Consider the following 14,818-nt stretch of genomic DNA (forward strand, 5'->3'; position numbering starts at 1 on the left):
CGCCGGAACCACCCGGCAAGGGTGAGGCACGCTCCGCCGCCCGGCCGGATGCTGCCGGAGAGAGGCTGTCGGCCTCCGGAGCGGTGGCGTGGTGGTGCGGTGGTGCGGTGGGTGCGGGCCGATGGACGGGCGAACGGAAGGGCGAGCGGGCGATGGGCGACGAGAGAGCCGAGCGCATAGCGGAGTTCATCGAGCCTCTGCGGGTCGAGCCCGGGAGCAAGGTGCGGCTGGCCAAGGACTTCGACCCCGGTTACAGGGCCGGCATCAGCAAGAAGAAGGAAGGCGTCGAACTGCTCCGCAACGGCATCGAACTCCTCGCCGACTACCAGCGGCGGCTGGCCGCCCAGGACACCTACGGGGTGCTGCTGTGCCTGCAGGCCCTGGACGCCGGAGGCAAGGACGGCACCATCCGCCATGTCATGAGCGGTGTGAATCCGCAGGGTGTGCGCGTCTCCGGCTTCAAGGTGCCCTCGAGCGAGGAACTCGACCACGACTACCTGTGGCGCTACACCCGCGAGCTGCCCCGGCGCGGAGAGATCGGCATCTTCAACCGCTCCCACTACGAGGAAGTGCTCGTGGTCCGGGTCCATCCGGAGAACCTGCGCCGCCAGAAACTGCCCGACACGGCACGCGGTCCGGACGTGTGGGAGCGGCGCTACCGGGAGATCAACGACTGGGAGCACTATCTGAGCGACAACGGCTTCAGGATCGTGAAACTGTTCCTGAACCTGTCGAAGGATGAACAGCGCATCCGTTTCCTCAAGCGCATCGACGTCCCGGAGCGGAACTGGAAGTTCTCGTCGGCCGACGTGCGTGAGCGGGCCTACTGGGACGACTACCAGCGGGCGTTCTCGCAGATGCTCTCCGCCACCAGTACGGAATGGGCGCCCTGGTACGTCATCCCCGCCGACCACAAGTGGTTCGCGCGAGTGTGCGCGGCCGCCGTGCTGGCGCACACCCTGATCGATATCGACCCCCGGTATCCGCAGGTCAGCGACGAGACCCGCAGCGAGCTGGCCGAGGTCAGGCGGGAGCTGGAGGCGGAGGCACCCGAAGGGGCGGCTCCGGACCCCTACGCGGCGCAGGCCGGACGGGCGGCGGCCCCACCCGTGGCGAAGGAGCGGCAGAGGAAACGGAAGAAGAAGCACCACAGGCACAGCTGACCGAGGGGGTGTGAGGGGCGGGGCCGGGATCGGAGGCACCTTCATGACCGCGCAGACAGACGCCTCGCAGGACCGGGACCGCGATCGGGACCGGGCGGCCGACGGCCGGACGTGGTACACGCGGCCGCCTCAGGAGGTGGCCGCGGCGTTCGAGGTGGACCCGGCCGCCGGACTGTCCACCGCACGCGCCGCGGAACTGCTGCGTACGCACGGCCCGAACGCGCTGCCCGAGGAGAAGCCGCTGCCGGGCTGGCGCCGCTACCTCGCCCAGTACCGCAGTTACATGCAGCTGGTCCTGGTGGGCGCCGCCGTCGTCTCGCTCGTCATCAAGGAGTGGAGCACCGGTGTCCTGCTGCTCGTCCTGACCGTCGTCAACGCGGTCGCCGGGATGCGCCAGGAGGGCAAGGCGGACAGCGCCATGAACGCGCTGAAGTCGATGATGAAGGCGACCGCCCGGGTGCGCAGGGACGGCACCGAGTCGCAGATCCCGGCCGAGCAGGTCGTCCCGGGCGACGTGGTGCTGCTCGCGGCGGGCGACGAGGTGCCGGCGGACGGCCGTATCGTCCTGGCGAACGCCCTGCAGATCGACGAGTCGGCGCTGACCGGCGAGAGCGTGCCGGCGGCGAAGGAGTCGGACCCCCTCACCGACGCCGGCCTGCCGCCCGGCGAACGCCACAACATGGCGTTCATGAACACCCCCGTCACCCACGGCAGCGGCACCGTCGTCGTCACGGCCACCGGCGCGGACACCGAACTCGGCCGTATCTCGGGCATGTTGTCGAGCACCCCGCGGGAGGCCTCGCCGCTGACCCGGGAGATGGACCGGCTCACCCTGTGGATCACGGCGACGGCCGGGGTGACGATGATCCTGATGTTCGTGCTCGGCCGCAGCCGGGGTACGGCGTGGGACGCGCTGTTCGTCAGCGCCGTCTCGCTGGCGATCGCCGCCATCCCGGAGGCCCTGCCGACCGTGTCCCAGACGATCCTGTCCATCGGCGCCGTCGACCTGTCCCGGCGCCAGGCGATCGTGAAGGACCTTCCGTCGGTGGAGGCGCTGGGGTTCACCTCGGCGATCAACTCCGACAAGACCGGCACGCTCACCATGAACCAGATGACCGCGGTCGAGGTCATCGACCCCGGTGACCGCTACACCGTCTCCGGCACCGGCTACAGCCTGGAGGGCAGGATCCGGCATCCCGTCGGCAGCGCCCCCGACATGACGGACGCGATCCTGCCCTACCTGGTCGCCAACGACGCCCGGCTGGTGGACGGCAAGGTCGTCGGCGACCCCACGGAGGGCGCCCTGCTGGTCCTCGGCCACAAGGCCGGCCTGGACGTCGAGACCACCCGGGAACGGCTGCCCCGGCTGGCCGTACTGCCCTTCGACCCGTCCTACAAGCTGATGGCCACCTTCAACCGGGCCACCGACGCCGACGGCCGCCCGGTCGTGCGCTGCTTCGTGAAGGGCGCGGCGCCCGCCATGATGGCCCGCGCGGCCACGGCACTGCGGCAGGGCGAGTCCGTCCCCTGGGACGACGCCCTACGGCAGCGGGCGCAGGAGCACGTCGAGCGGATGGGCGGCGAGGGACTCAGGGTGATGGCCGCCGCCCGCCGCGACCTCGACCCGGCCGGCTTCGACCCGGACGGCGACCTGCTCGGCTATGTCACCGACCTGCAGATGACCAGCCTGGTCGGGATGGTCGACCCGCCGCGCGCCGAGTCGAAGGCCGCCGTCGCCGACGCGCAGGCCGCGCACATCAGGGTCCGCATGGTCACCGGCGACGACGTCGTCACCGGCGCCGCCATCGCCCGGCAGCTCGGCATCGAGGGCGAGGCCATGCTCGGCGCGGACTTCGCCGCCCTCCCGGAGAGCGAACGGCTGGCCAGGATCGACGGCATCGGCGTCGTCGGCCGGGTCGCCCCCGAGCACAAGGTGCTGCTCGCCGAGACCCTGAAGAAGAAGGGCCGCGTGGTGGCCATGACCGGCGACGGCGTCAACGACGCGCCTGCCATCAAAGCGGCCGACGTCGGCATCGCCATGGGTTCCGGCACCGAGGTCGCCAAGAACGCCGGCCGTATGGTGCTCGCCGACGACAACTTCGCCACGATCGTCTTCGCCGTCGAGCAGGGCCGCAAGATCTACGACAACCTCACCAAGTACATCCGGTTCGTGCTCGTCCTGCTCGTGGTGTTCGTGCTGACGTTCCTCGGCGCGACCCTGTTCGACATCGCCGCCGGGGAGCCGTTCACCCCGGCGCAGGTGCTGTGGATCCACTTCTTCGTCAACGCTGCGTTCGGCTTCGCACTCGGCTTCGACCGGCAGAGCCCCGGCCTGATGGCCCGCCGGCCGCGACCGCGCGGGGCGCATGTGCTCACCCGGGGCGTCATGCTCACCGTCGGACTGTCCGGCCTGGTGATCACCATCGGCCTGCTCTGCCTCATCGACCTCGGCAGGTCCCGCTACGGCAGTGTCGCGATCGGTCAGTCGATGGCGTTCACGTCCTTCGCGCTCTGCCTGATCGTGGCCGCGCTGGAGTGCCGCAGCGAACGGGACAGCGTCCTCACCACCGCCAGCTTCGACAGCAAGCAGATGAACCGGGCCATGCTGATCGAGTTCGTCCTCGCGGTCCTGGTCACCCAGATGGATGCCTTCCGCCGGCTGCTCGGGACGACCGAACTGAACCTGGCCCAGTTCGCCTGGACGCTCGTCCCGGCACTCGCGCTGCTGGCGCTGTGGGAGCTCGGCAAGTTCCTCGCCCGCTGGAACGGCAGGCCTGTCGCACGGACGTGACGCGCCCAGGGCGGCACTCGGGGCGGAGGGACGGCGGCCCATGACGAGCGGTCAGCTCGCGGCGCTGAGGCGGCGGCTCGCCCGGTCCGTTCCCGGAGTCCGCGCCGTGTCGTCGTGCCTCACCGCGTTCCGCGGCCGGACCGGCGCACGCTGGACGGCCGGGCCAGGCCGGGCCTCGCAGCCGGACAGCAGCCGGCCCGCACCGTGGCGCCGCCGACGGGTCGTGACGGCGTCGAAGGGCCCGGCGCCGCCGTCCGTGGCGCGGCACTCAGCGGTCGTCCGGTGTCCGGCCGGTGCGCCGCCACGGAGGCGTCAGCGCCAGACGGGTCACCCGACGCCAGTCGGCCCGGGGCCGGTTCGGCGGGGTGCCCGGCCGGTGCCGGGGGACACGGACCCGCAGCGCGCCGGGGACCACCCGGCAGACCACCGGCGCGGGCAGCAGGACGGACTCGCCGTCGATCCCGGCCGGGACGGTCGGCACGGCCGGGATGTCCTTGCCCCCGCCCGAACCTGTTTCGGTGCCGGTGCCGGTGCCGGTGCCTGGTTCGGTGCCGGTGCTCAGGTCGGCCGGCGGGTCGGTGTCGGCTCCCGGGTCCGCGTCGACCACGACCTCGCGGGCCGTCAGCCGGGTCACGGCCGTCGATCTACGGTCACCGGTCAGCGCCAGGGCCGCCTGCGCCGAGTTCTCGACGCGCAGGCCCAGCACTCCGAGCCGCCCGGAGTCCAGGCTCTCCCGCAGTCCGGGAGCGGCCGGGTCGATCACGGCCCGGTAGGGGTTGTTGCTGACGAGTACCGCGTGGAGGCCCTCGGCGTGCCGGCGACCGGCGCGCATCCGCAGCCGGGGTGCGTTCGGACCGGTGAGCAGGCCGGGCAGCGCCTGCAGGGTCGTGCGCAGTTTCGCGTTCCGGTAGGCGGGATCGCCGACCACGGCCGCGTACGTCCCGAACGACGCGTTGTTGACGAACACCCGGCCCGCCGCGAACCCCAGGTCGACACGGAACTCGACGGCGTCGGTGAACGCCTCCAGGCCGGCGGCCGGGTCGTCGCGGTCGAGCCCCAGATCGAGCGCGAAGTGGTTGCGGGTCCCCGCCGGGATCACCACGAACGGCACGTCGTGCCCGGCCGCGACCTCGGCGACCAGCGCCTGGGTACCGTCCCCGCCGGCCACCGCGAGCAGGTCGGCCCCGTCCGCCAGCGCACGCCGGGCCAGCTCCGCCACGTCCTGGTGGCGGTCCGGATCCAGCACGACGACCCGGACGCCGGCCGCCCGTGCCTTCTCGGCCAGCCGGAAGCGCTCCACCTTGCCGCCGCCGGAGCGCGGGTTCATCACCACCCAGGGCCGTTGCGCCGCGGGCACCGGGACGGGCTCGTTGCCCTGACCGGCGGTACGCCGGGCAGGGGTCGTCGAGATCCGCGCGGCCGCCAGCGCCAGCAGCCACAGGGCCAGGGACAGCAGAGCGGGGGCCAGCACGCCGTGCGTGACGAACAACGCCAGGACCGCGACGAGTGCCGCCGGTGCCAGCAGGGCCCCGGTGACCCGCAGCCATCCGGAGTGCGCGAGCGCCCACCATGTGCCGACGGCCGCCACGGCCACTGCGGCCATGGCGACCAGCATCCACAGCAGGCTTCTCAGCCCGGCGCTGACCAGCAGGACCAGCACGCTGCCGAGCAGGGAGAGCAGGGCGAGGCGCGCCCACGAGACGACCGTGAGACGGTCAGGAGCCGCCACGGTCGCCGCTCAGGACCAGTTGCTTCGCGCGGGTGAACTCCTCCTCCGTGATGTCGCCGTGCGCACGCAGCTCGGCGAGCCTGGCGAGTTCGTCGGCCCGGCCGGGGCGGGAGCCGGCCGCGGTCTCGCGGACGTAGGCGTCCAGTTCCCGGCGCCGCGCCTGCGCCTGCGCCACTTCACGCCGGCCCATGTCCTTGCCCCGGGCGATCAGATAGACCAGGACGCCCAGGAAGGGCAGCACGATGACGAAGAGGGCCCAGCAGGCCTTGCCCCAGCCGCCCAGGTCCTCGTCCCGGAAGATGTCGAAGACGACCCTGAACAACAGGAAGAACCAGAGGAACCACAGGCCGATCCAGAGGATGGTCCAGAACGCGCTGAGCAGCGGGTAGTCGTATGCCAGGTAGATCTGCGAGCTCATGGCCGTCCCTTCGACGCGACTGCCGAGACCGGATTCCGGCCATGCCCACGCTGCGCCCGGTCCGCACCGGGCCGCTTCACCCGGCGCGGGTGAGGACGGGCGGGACGGGCGGCACGCCCGGGGCGCGTGCGGGACGCCCGGGGACGAGCGTGGAACGTCCGAGGAACGTCCGTGCCCGTCGGTCGGGGGCGCGGCACGCCTCCCGGAGGACCGCTCGGCTGCCGCTCCCTCTCCCGCCCTCGGCCGCGGGAAGTGAGGCCTGTCAGTCGACCGAGTCCATGAAGGCGAGCATGCGGCGGTTGACCTCGTTCGGGTGGTCGATCTGCGGGCTGTGCCCGCTGGCGGCGACGATCTCGGCCCGCGCGCCCGGTATCAGCCGGGGTACGCGCTCGACCTGGTGCCGCGGGTGCAGGAGCAGGCCGCGCTTGCCGAGGACCAGGTAGAGCGGGGTGCGAACGGTGGACAGCTCGGCCTCGGACAGGGGGAGCCGGGCCGGCGGATGCGGTACGCGCGCACGGACAGGTGGATCATCCTGCGCAGCTCCTCCACGACGAGCACCGGCTGCTTCAGCCAGGCCGCCAGGCGTGCCCGCAGCGCCCTGGGCGCGAACGTCGCGAACAGTCTGACCCAGATCCAGGCGAAGAAGCGCAGCCCGACCTTCTCCAGGCCGCCCGGGTCGAGCAGGGTCACCGAGGCGAGCCGCTCGGGCCTGCGGTGCGCCTGGTACGGGCTGCAGCGGCTGACCGAGCGGTTCGGGGAGCGGGTCGCCGCCCTGGTCCGGGACGCCGGGGCGGCCCCGCCGCCGCGCGCGCTGGTCGGGGCCCTGCTCATGGCGGCGCTGCCGACCGGCGCGGAGAGCCGCACCTTCCACCTGCTGTGCACCTCGTACGCCGTGCTGGCCGTGACCGACCCGGCTCTGGCCGCGCAGCCCTTCCTCAAGGACCCCGACGCCGCCGAACGCACGCTGGCCGGACTCCTCCGGCAGGCCCGGGAGCCGGGCCTCACCCACCCCGGCGTCGCCCCGGAACTGGAGGCGGTCGGCCTCCTCGCCATGTCCGCGGGCCTCGGCAGCAGCGTCCTCGCCGGCCAGCGCAGCCTCGAATCCGCCGTCGCCGTTCTGGCGCACCACCTGGACCGAATCTTCCGGGCGGCAGGGAAACCGTGACACTCCCGCCATGGAAGGCGGGCCGGACCGGCCGCACAATCGGGGAGACCGAAGGCGTGCGAGCGGCGGGGGAGTCGGCGGACATGGGACTGGAACTGGAACTGGGCTACGACCTGCTGGGCGGCCGGCTCCGCTCCATCGGGGACGTCCAGCTCACCTACGGCGGTTGGGGCGGCAGGCCCCGGGCGCTCGGATCGCTTTCGCTGGAGTACGACCTGCTCGGGAGCCGGCTGCGGTGGATCGGCGACACCGAGATCACCTATGGCCGCCTGGGCAGTGTCCCGAGAACGTTCGGCACCTGGGACGTCGACTGCACCGCCTGGGCCGGGATTCCGCGCCGCATCGGCCCCTACCCCGTGGAACACCCCAGGCTCAGCGGCCGGGTGAGTGCGATCGGCCCGATCGGGGTCTCGTACGGCCTCCTGGGCGGCCGCCCCCGCCGTGTCGTCCTCCCCGAAGGCTGGACGGCCCTTCCCGACGACGTCCTCCGCGTCCTCTTCCTGGTCCTGCACCTCCAGGCCGAACGCAACAGAGGCTCGTCCTCCGCCGCATAGGCCGAAGGCCCGCGGGACGGATCCGGCGGGCCTTCGGGGTGAGGCAGGGTCAGACGGCGGCCGCGTGCTTCGGGTTGGCGCCGTACTGGTTGTCCTCCGGCTTGCCGTCGGAGGCGAGCCAGACCAGCAGGATGATGGAACCGACCAGCGGGATGATGCCGATCAGGATCGCCCAGCCGGAACGGCCGGTGTCGTGCAGCCTGCGGACCGCGACGCCGAGGCCGGGCAGCAGGACCGCGAGGCTGTAGATCGCGACGAGGGCGGGGAACCCGATGACCCGCCCGACGATCGCCAGCACGATGGTGGCGATGATGTTGAACAGCGCGAACATCCAGTATTCCTGCCGACGCGCACGGCCGCTGAACACCGCGTACTTCTTCAGTACATCGACGTACCAGTTCATTACTCGTCCCCCCGGGGATCAAGGCTTGATTTGACCCACAGCAAATCAAGCCGTGGTGGCCGGTTCCATTCATATTGGCGTGTGCGGGACAACCGTTACCGTGTCGCTGCCATTCGGTGATCAAGGGTGCTGGACCGCATCCGCGCGGCCCGCGATAGCGTCTATTCGGCCATGGACATGCAGAAACAGCCGCAGCGGCAGCCGCAGACACAGCACCCCGAAGGATGCCTCGTCGTGGCGATCAGAATCCCCGTGCGCATCTTCGTGTTCCTGGTGGTGCTGCCGATACGCCTGCTCTGGGACGCGCTCGCCGCCGTCGCACGGTTTCTGGGGCGATACGTCCTCGCCCCGGTGGTACGCGCGATCGGCCGGATCCTGCACCTGCTCCTCGTGGTCCCCCTGATCTGGCTGTACCGCCACCTGCTCACCCCCCTCGGCCACGCCCTCGCGTGGCTCTACGCGCGCGTGCTCATCCCGATCGGCCACGCTCTCGGGTGGCTCTACGCGCGCGTGCTCATCCCGATCGGCCACGCTCTCGGGTGGCTCTACGCGCGCGTGCTCACCCCGATCGGCCATGCGCTCGTGTGGCTCCTCACGCCCGTCGCGAAGGGCGTCGCCTGGGCGTTCGACATGCTCGGCACCGCCCTGTACTGGACCGCGCGTGTGCTCCTCGTCCTGCCCGCCCTCGCCCTGTGGCGCTGGATCCTCGCCCCGGCCGGTCGCATTCTCGGCATCGTCCTCAAGGAGATCGGGGAGGCCCTCGGCCACGCCTGGCGGGCCGCCGGGTACGTCGTACGGGCCGCCGGACGGGTTCTCGGGACCCTCTTCCGGTGGATCTTCCGGGAACCCGCACGCTGGGTGTACCGGACCGTTCTCACCCCGGTCGGACACGTCGTACGCGGCCTCGTACTGCACCCGGCGGCCGAGGCCGCACGCGCGATCGGCCGCGCCGTACGCCAGGCCCGCGCCGACCTGCGGCGCGCCCTCTTCGGCGAGCCGAGCCGGCCCGCGCCCGTGGACCGCCGGGAACCCAGGGGCCGCGGCACACGTACTCTTGATGGATAGCAGTACACAGCCGTACGGCCGACAGCGGTACGGCCCTCGCACGAGAACCACGAAGGACTGACGACACTGGGCAAGCGACAGCCCGAAGGCCCGCCGCCCGCACCCGCGGTGCAGCGCATCCGACTGCGCTACACCAAGCGCGGCCGCCTCCGGTTCACCAGCCACCGTGACTTCCAGCGCGCCTTCGAGCGTGCGCTGCGCCGCGCCGAGGTGCCCATGGCCTACTCGGCGGGGTTCACACCGCACCCGAAGGTGTCGTACGCCAATGCCGCACCCACCGGCACGGGCAGCGAGGCCGAGTACCTGGAGATCGCGCTCGCCGCACACCGCGACCCGGAGCGGCTGCGCGCACTCCTCGACGAGTCCCTGCCCACCGGGCTCGACATCGTCGATGCGGTCGAGGCACGCACGTCCGGACTGGCCGACCGGCTCACCGCCTCCGTGTGGGAGCTGCGGCTGCCCGGCGTGGACCCTGCGGAGGCCGAACAGGCCGTCGCCGCGTTCAACACCGCCGAGTCCGTCGAGGTCCGGCGCACCACCAAGAACGGCATCCGCACCTTCGACGCCCGCCCCGCGGTCGTGCAACTTGAAACACAGAGTGAAACGGCTGATAGGCCGACCGACCAGCCCTGTGCGATACTGCGGCTGGTTGTTCGGCACGTGACGCCTGCCGTACGACCCGACGACGTCCTGTCCGGTCTCCGCGCCGTGGCCGACCTGGCGCCGCCGGTCCCCGCAGCGGTGACCAGGCTGGCGCAGGGGCTGTTCGATGAAGAGACCGGCACGGTGACCGACCCGCTCGCGCCCGACCGCGAGGCAGCTCAGGCCCTTTCCAAGGCCGATCCCGCTGCCGCCGCGACGGCGTCGGCGTAAGGAAGGCACCGCGAAGGACGGACGTCGAAGCGCCGCCCTCGTACTCGGGAGCCACCTGGGTCGGGCAGCGCACCGACCAGAAGACTTTCGCCAGGCCGTCCGCGACAAGGCGTACGGAACCGGCGAGACAGGACACAGAAAGCTCCTGTGCGGCGCCCGCGCCCCACACGGCGGCACCGCGCACCGCGCGAGCCGCGGACGTCACCGGCGATCGCTCGACCGATCGACGCCGGACCAGGCGCGGCGCCCGGGAGCCTGACGGGAGAAACGCCCGCATGCTCGAACCGACCGAGCCCACCGAGGGCTCCGAACTGAACACCCCCAGCGACACCCTGCCGCCGCGCAGGCGTCGCCGTGCCGCGTCCCGCCCCGCGGGACCGCCCGCCGAGGCCGTGGCCGAGAGCACCGCGCCGGCCATACCGGCCGCCGAGACCGCAGAGCCGGCAGAGGCAGCAGCCGAGACGGTCGAGACCGTCGAGGCTGTCGAAGAGGCCGCGCCGGCTCCGCGTACGCGTCGTCGCGCCACCCGCCGGGCGTCCGCGCCCGCCGGTGCTCCGGCTGCCGCCGAGGCCGTGGAGACGGCTGAGCCCGCCGCTGCTGCCGCAGTCACCGAGCCGGCCGAGGCCACGGTTGCCGCCGAGACCGTCGAGGTCGTCGAGGAGGCTGCGCCCGCTCCGCGGACGCGTCGCCGTGCCACCCGTCGGGCGTCCGCGCCCGTCGGTGCTCCGGCTGAGGCCGTGGAGGAGGCTGTGGTCACGACCGCTGCACCCGTTGCCGCGGAGGCCGTGGAAGAGGCCGCGCCGGAGGCTGCCGAGGTCACCGAGACCGTCGAGGTCGTCGAGGAGGCTGCGCCCGCTCCGCGGACGCGTCGCCGTGCCACCCGTCGGGCGTCCGCGCCCGTCGGTGCTCCGGCTGAGGCCGTGGAGGAGGCTGTGGTCACGACCGCTGCACCCGTTGCCGCGGAGGCCGTGGAAGAGGCCGCGCCGGAGGCTGCCGAGGTCACCGAGACCGTCGAGGTCGTCGAGGAGGCTGCGCCCGCTCCGCGGACGCGTCGCCGTGCCACCCGTCGGGCGTCCGCGCCCGTCGGTGCTCCGGCTGAGGCCGTGGAGGAGGCTGTGGTCACGACCGCTGCACCCGTTGCCGCGGAGGCCGTGGAAGAGGCCGCGCCGGAGGCTGCCGAGGTCACCGAGACCGTCGAGGTCGTCGAGGAGGCTGCGCCCGCTCCGCGGACGCGTCGCCGTGCCACCCGCCGGGTGACCGCGCCCTCGGGCGCGTCCGAGGCCGGTGCCGCACAGACCGCCGTCGCCGAGGAGCCGAAGGCCGAGGCCGTCGAGACCCCGGCTGCAGAGCCCGCCGAGACCGAGGCGCCGCGTCGCCGGCGCCGGGTCGTGCGGCAGGCCGCCATCGGGTTCTCCGAGCCCGCCGCCCCGGCCGCCACCGAGGAGGAGGAACCGCAGCGCCGCCCGGCCCGGCCCGCCGTGGCCGTGTTCCAGGCGCCCGTGTTCACCGAGCCGAGGTTCCAGACCCCGCAGCGCGCCGCCGCCGAAGCGGCCGCCGAGGCCGCCGTGGCCAGGGCGACCGAGGAGTCCGAGGCGTCCGAGGAGTCGGGCAAGCCCGAAGAGTCCGCGGCGTTCGCTGCGGAGCCCGCCGAGCAGGCCGAGTCCGGTTCGCGCCGCCGGCGCCGCCGTCGGGGCGCCGTCGAGGAGGCCCCGGTCGTCGAGGCCGCCGAGGACGAGACCGAGGAGCCGGAGGAGTCCGTCGAGGACGCCGCCGAGGGCGACGACGAGAACGAGGAGTCGGGCTCCCGCCGACGCCGCCGCCGGGGTGGCCGTCGCCGCCGCCGCGGTGACGCCGGTGACGGCGAGGGCGCTGACGCCGAGAGCGACGAGCTCGCCGCCGAGCAGGCCGAGCAGGACGCCGAGGACACCGCCGAGCAGGAGGAAGAGGACGACGACGAGGCCCGTGACGAGGCCGGCGGCTCCTCCAGCAGCCGTCGCCGCCGTCGCCGCCGCCGTCGCACCGGGGACACCTCCGTCGACACCGAGCCCGGCGAGGGCGACCCGGAGCGCACGGTCGTCAAGGTCCGCGAGCCCCGCAAGCCGTCCGAGCCGTCCGACGAGGTGCAGTCCATCAAGGGCTCCACGCGTCTGGAGGCCAAGAAGCAGCGCCGCCGCGAAGGCCGCGAGCAGGGCCGCCGCCGCGTCCCGATCATCACCGAGGCCGAGTTCCTCGCCCGCCGCGAGGCCGTCGAGCGTGTGATGGTCGTCCGCCAGTACGGCGAGCGCACTCAGATCGGCGTCCTGGAGGACGGCGTGCTCGTGGAGCACTACGTCAACAAGGAGCAGGCCACCTCGTACGTCGGCAACGTCTACCTGGGCAAGGTCCAGAACGTGCTGCCCTCGATGGAGGCCGCCTTCATCGACATCGGCAAGGGCCGCAACGCCGTCCTGTACGCCGGCGAGGTCAACTTCGAGGCGCTGGGCATGGCCAACGGCCCGCGGCGCATCGAGTCCGCCCTGAAGTCCGGCCAGTCAGTCCTCGTCCAGGTGACGAAGGACCCGATCGGTCACAAGGGCGCCCGCCTCACCAGCCAGGTCTCCCTCCCGGGCCGCTACCTCGTGTACGTCCCCGAGGGCTCCATGACCGGCATCAGCCGCAAGCTGCCCGACACCGAGCGCGCCCGGCTGAAGACCATCCTCAAGAAGATCGTCCCCGAGGACGCGGGCGTCATCGTGCGCACCGCCGCCGAGGGCGCGAGCGAGGACGAGCTGCGCCGCGACGTCGAACGCCTGCAGGCGCAGTGGGAGGACATCCAGAAGAAGTCGAAGAACGGCAACGCCCCGACGCTGCTGTACGGCGAGCCGGACATGACCGTCCGGGTCGTCCGCGACATCTTCAACGAGGACTTCTCCAAGGTCGTCGTCAGCGGCGACGAAGCCTGGGACACCGTCCACGGCTATGTCTCGCACGTCGCCCCCGACCTCGCCGGCCGGCTGTCGAAGTGGACCTCCGAGGTCGACGTCTTCGCCACCTACCGGATCGACGAGCAGCTCGCCAAGGCCCTGGACCGCAAGGTCTGGCTGCCCAGCGGCGGTTCGCTGGTCATCGACCGGACCGAGGCGATGGTCGTCGTCGACGTCAACACCGGCAAGTTCACCGGCCAGGGCGGCAACCTGGAAGAGACCGTCACCAGGAACAACCTGGAGGCGGCCGAGGAGATCGTCCGCCAGCTGCGGCTGCGCGACCTCGGCGGCATCATCGTCATCGACTTCATCGACATGGTCCTGGAGTCCAACCGGGACCTGGTGCTGCGGCGCCTCCTGGAGTGCCTGGGCCGGGACCGGACCAAGCACCAGGTGGCCGAGGTGACCTCGCTGGGGCTCGTCCAGATGACCCGCAAGCGGGTCGGACAGGGCCTGCTGGAGTCGTTCTCCGAGACCTGCGTGCACTGCAACGGCCGCGGTGTCATCGTCCACATGGAGCAGCCCAGCTCCGGTGGCGGCGGCAAGCGCAAGAAGCGCGGGCGCGGTGGCGACGGCCACGAGCACGACCACGAGGTGCACGAGACGCACGAGGTCGTGGCCGACGGGGTCGTCGAGCACGCCGAGGCCGTCCAGGCGGTCGAGGAGACGGCGGCGGAGGTCGCGGCCGAGGCCGCGGTGCCCGTCGCGCTGCCCGCGCCCGACTTCGCGCCGGACGAGGAGCTGTACAGCAGCGTCGCCGAGGCGGAGGCCGCGGCCGGCCGCCACCGCACCCGCCGCCGGACGAGCCGCCGGGCCTCGGCTCCGGCCGGTGCGCCCAAGGAGCGCGCGGGCCGGCCGGAGGCCGCGGTGACCGAGGCGCCGGCCGTCGCCGAGGTGCACGCCGAGCCCGTCGCCGTCGAGGCCCCGGTGGCCGAGGCCCCCGTGGTCGAGGCCCCGGCTGCCGAGGAGGCCGCGCCCAAGGGCCGTACGCGTCGGCGTGCGACCCGGAAGGTGTCGGCGCCCGCCGGTTCCCCCGCGGGGGCCGAGGCGGCCGTGGTGACCGTCGTCGCCGAGAGCGCGCCGGCCGCCGTCGAGGAGCCCGAGACCGTGGCCGAGGCGGCCGCGCCCGCCGAGAGCGCCGCTCCGGCCCGCCCGCGCCGTCGTGCGGTCCGCAAGGCCACCGCGCCGACCGCGTCCGAGGAGGCGGCCGTCGTGGTCGTACCGTCCGCGGAGGAGTCGGGGGCCGAGGAGGCTCCCGCTCCCGCCGAGGCGCCCGCTGCCGAGGAGACCGTCGAGGAGGCCGCCCCGGCCAAGAAGACGGCCCGTAAGACGGCCGCAAAGAAGACCGCCGCAAAGAAGACCGCCGCCAAGAAGACGGCCGCAAAGAAGACCGCTGCCAAGAAGACGGCCGCGAAGAAGACGACGACGGCCAAGAAGGCGGTCAAGACCGCCAAGACGGCCGCCGCCAAGTCGACGGCGAAGAAGACCACCACGGTCGCCACCGCCACCGACGAGGGCTGACGAACCAGCCTGCGCACATACCATCGGCTCCCGGTCCCACGACCGGGAGCCGATGGTATTCGGACGAGGAGAAGACGCCTCGCATCCAGGGCACCACCGGCCGTACCGAGCACGGCGAACGCGTCCTGCACACCGCCGAGCCTCCACGCGAGCCCTTTGCCGACGCTGCTCGC

At 72.7% G+C, this 14,818-nt stretch carries 9 protein-coding genes and 2 pseudogenes; 7 read left to right on the top strand and 4 right to left on the bottom strand.

Going from position 1 to position 14,818, the window contains the following annotated elements; translation table 11 throughout:
* The first annotated feature begins 152 nt into the window (after window positions 1-152).
* Window positions 153-1,163, top strand: coding sequence for a polyphosphate kinase 2 family protein (locus tag EDD90_RS35820; RefSeq protein WP_123977011.1), 1,011 nt, complete (start codon window positions 153-155; stop codon window positions 1,161-1,163).
* Window positions 1,164-1,206: 43 nt separating this feature from the next.
* The gene (locus EDD90_RS35825) at window positions 1,207-3,954 is read left to right on the top strand and encodes an HAD-IC family P-type ATPase (RefSeq protein WP_123977012.1); all 2,748 of its coding nucleotides are present in this window, start codon (window positions 1,207-1,209) and stop codon (window positions 3,952-3,954) included.
* 268 nt (window positions 3,955-4,222) lie between these two features.
* Here the strand turns inward: EDD90_RS35825 and EDD90_RS35835 are convergent, their stop codons facing one another.
* The 3 genes and pseudogenes from EDD90_RS35835 to EDD90_RS57785 all read right to left on the bottom strand — a co-directional run.
* The gene (locus EDD90_RS35835; RefSeq protein WP_398928685.1) at window positions 4,223-5,569 is read right to left on the bottom strand and encodes a diacylglycerol/lipid kinase family protein; all 1,347 of its coding nucleotides are present in this window, start codon (window positions 5,567-5,569) and stop codon (window positions 4,223-4,225) included.
* A 100-nt stretch (window positions 5,570-5,669) separates the two neighbouring features.
* The gene (locus EDD90_RS35840) at window positions 5,670-6,101 is read right to left on the bottom strand and encodes an SHOCT domain-containing protein (RefSeq protein WP_123977013.1); all 432 of its coding nucleotides are present in this window, start codon (window positions 6,099-6,101) and stop codon (window positions 5,670-5,672) included.
* A 262-nt stretch (window positions 6,102-6,363) separates the two neighbouring features.
* Window positions 6,364-6,824 (bottom strand): annotated as a pseudogene (locus EDD90_RS57785) (alpha/beta fold hydrolase); the annotation flags it as partial.
* Between the two features lies 1 nt (window position 6,825).
* Between EDD90_RS57785 and EDD90_RS35845 the strand changes: the two are divergent.
* Together EDD90_RS35845 and EDD90_RS35850 are read left to right on the top strand one after the other, a co-directional pair.
* A pseudogene (locus tag EDD90_RS35845) lies at window positions 6,826-7,266 on the top strand (TetR family transcriptional regulator C-terminal domain-containing protein); the annotation flags it as partial.
* 83 nt (window positions 7,267-7,349) lie between these two features.
* Window positions 7,350-7,820 (top strand): hypothetical protein, encoded by a 471-nt coding sequence (locus tag EDD90_RS35850; protein WP_123977014.1) that lies wholly within the window; start codon window positions 7,350-7,352, stop codon window positions 7,818-7,820.
* A gap of 49 nt (window positions 7,821-7,869) precedes the next feature.
* On the opposite strand, the gene EDD90_RS35855 is transcribed toward EDD90_RS35850, so the two are convergent.
* Window positions 7,870-8,223: a DUF805 domain-containing protein gene (locus EDD90_RS35855; protein ID WP_123977015.1), complete on the bottom strand. Its 354-nt coding sequence runs from the start codon at window positions 8,221-8,223 to the stop codon at window positions 7,870-7,872.
* Between the two features lie 171 nt (window positions 8,224-8,394).
* On the opposite strand from EDD90_RS35855, the gene EDD90_RS35860 reads away from it, so the two are divergent.
* The 3 genes from EDD90_RS35860 (at window position 8,395) to EDD90_RS35870 (ending at window position 14,645) form a co-directional block, all read left to right on the top strand.
* Window positions 8,395-9,288, top strand: coding sequence for a hypothetical protein (locus EDD90_RS35860; RefSeq protein ID WP_123977016.1), 894 nt, complete (start codon window positions 8,395-8,397; stop codon window positions 9,286-9,288).
* A gap of 108 nt (window positions 9,289-9,396) precedes the next feature.
* Window positions 9,397-10,161, top strand: coding sequence for a TIGR03936 family radical SAM-associated protein (locus tag EDD90_RS35865; protein WP_123977017.1), 765 nt, complete (start codon window positions 9,397-9,399; stop codon window positions 10,159-10,161).
* Between the two features lie 275 nt (window positions 10,162-10,436).
* Window positions 10,437-14,645, top strand: a complete 4,209-nt coding sequence (locus tag EDD90_RS35870) for an Rne/Rng family ribonuclease (RefSeq protein ID WP_123977018.1) — start codon at window positions 10,437-10,439, stop codon at window positions 14,643-14,645.
* Window positions 14,646-14,818: the final 173 nt, after the last annotated feature.

This window comes from Streptomyces sp. Ag109_O5-1 (assembly GCF_003814875.1).
Taxonomy (GTDB): Bacteria; Actinomycetota; Actinomycetes; order Streptomycetales; family Streptomycetaceae; genus Streptomyces; species Streptomyces sasae.

Coding starts and splice junctions, on each gene's coding strand:
- EDD90_RS35820 (WP_123977011.1), top strand. CDS start 153: ATGGGCGACGAGAGAGCCGAGCGCATAGCGGAGTTCATCGAGCCTCTG.
- EDD90_RS35825 (WP_123977012.1), top strand. CDS start 1,207: ATGACCGCGCAGACAGACGCCTCGCAGGACCGGGACCGCGATCGGGAC.
- EDD90_RS35835 (WP_398928685.1), bottom strand. CDS start 5,569: ATGCTGGTCGCCATGGCCGCAGTGGCCGTGGCGGCCGTCGGCACATGG.
- EDD90_RS35840 (WP_123977013.1), bottom strand. CDS start 6,101: ATGAGCTCGCAGATCTACCTGGCATACGACTACCCGCTGCTCAGCGCG.
- EDD90_RS35850 (WP_123977014.1), top strand. CDS start 7,350: ATGGGACTGGAACTGGAACTGGGCTACGACCTGCTGGGCGGCCGGCTC.
- EDD90_RS35855 (WP_123977015.1), bottom strand. CDS start 8,223: ATGAACTGGTACGTCGATGTACTGAAGAAGTACGCGGTGTTCAGCGGC.
- EDD90_RS35860 (WP_123977016.1), top strand. CDS start 8,395: ATGGACATGCAGAAACAGCCGCAGCGGCAGCCGCAGACACAGCACCCC.
- EDD90_RS35870 (WP_123977018.1), top strand. CDS start 10,437: ATGCTCGAACCGACCGAGCCCACCGAGGGCTCCGAACTGAACACCCCC.